Here is a 1,333-nt window from a genome sequence, read left to right as displayed (position 1 = left end):
CCTCGGCGCCCTCGCCCTGCATGGTCTCGGGCTGGGCGCCCAGCCCGAGACCATGCAGGGCGAGGGCGCCGAGGAAGAGGGCGAGTCCGAGGAAGAGGAAGGTGTCGCCGCCGAAGGCGAGGACCGCCCGGGCGGCCCGCAGCAGCGCCGCGACACGCCGCCGGTCGACGATGCCAGCGTCTACCGCGCCTTCACCCGCAAGTTCGACGAGGAGGTCCTGGCCGAGGATCTCTGCGACGCCGAGGAGCTGTCCCGCCTGCGCCAGCAGCTGGACCAGCAGCTGTCGCATCTGCAGGGCGTCGTCTCCAAGCTGGCCAACCGGCTGCAGCGCCGCCTGCTGGCGCAGCAGCAGCGCGCCTGGGAATTCGACCTCGAGGAAGGCCAGCTCGACGCCGCGCGGTTGGCCCGCATCGTCGTCAACCCGATGCTGTCGCTGTCCTACAAGCGCGAGCGCGAGGCTGATTTCCGCGACACCGTGGTCAGCCTGCTGATCGACAATTCGGGCTCCATGCGCGGGCGCCCCATCTCGGTCGCCGCCATGTGCTGCGACATCCTGGCCCGCACGCTGGAGCGCTGCTCGGTCAAGGTCGAGATCCTGGGCTTCACCACCCGCGCCTGGAAGGGCGGGCAGAGCCGTGAGCGCTGGGTGCAGGAAGGCAAGCCGCGCAACCCTGGCCGCCTGAATGACCTGCGCCACGTGGTCTACAAGTCGGCCGACGCCCCCTGGCGCCGCGCCCGCAAGAACCTGGGCCTGATGCTGCGCGAAGGCCTGCTGAAGGAGAACATCGACGGCGAGGCGCTGGAATGGGCCTATAAGCGCCTGCTCAGCCGCCCGGAGAAGCGCCGCATCCTGATGGTCATCAGCGACGGCGCCCCGGTCGACGACAGCACCCTGTCGGTCAATCCCGGCAACTACCTGGAGCGGCACCTGCGCAAGGTGATCGGCGAGATCGAGGGCCGCCCCTTCGCCGAGCTGATCGCCATCGGCATCGGCCACGACGTCACCCGCTACTACCGCCGCGCCGTGACCATCGTCGATGCCGAGGAGCTGGGCGGCACCATGATGAAGAAGCTCGCCGAGCTCTTCGACGAGGATGCCGCCGCCGCCTTCCAGCGCGCGGCCACCGAGCGGGCACCCATCCTGGCGTGATCCACTTCAATCGCCGCAGCCTGCTCCTGGGCGCCTTGGGCCTGGGCGGGCTCGGCGCCTGGGGGACGCGGGCGGTCATCCGCGGCCGCGCCCCCCCCGCCCGCCCCCTCCTGTCTCTTACACCCATCTTGCGCCACCGACGACCCTACGCGTGTTCGTTCCTTGGTCCTTCGCTTCCCTAAC

The 1,333-nt window shown here is 70.3% G+C and carries 1 protein-coding gene; it reads left to right on the top strand.

The genetic code is table 11. The features are described 5' to 3' along the window. Positions 1-1,150, top strand: a 1,150-nt coding sequence (locus BKE38_RS28870) for a cobaltochelatase CobT-related protein (protein ID WP_408887437.1), incomplete at its 5' end; no start/stop codon positions are given. Positions 1,151-1,333 lie beyond the last annotated feature (183 nt).

This window comes from Teichococcus deserti (genome assembly GCF_001982615.1).
GTDB classification, from domain to species: Bacteria; Pseudomonadota; Alphaproteobacteria; order Acetobacterales; family Acetobacteraceae; genus Pseudoroseomonas; species Pseudoroseomonas deserti.
Note: the sequence above shows the minus strand (reverse complement) of the source record. Positions and strands in the feature narration are given on the sequence as shown.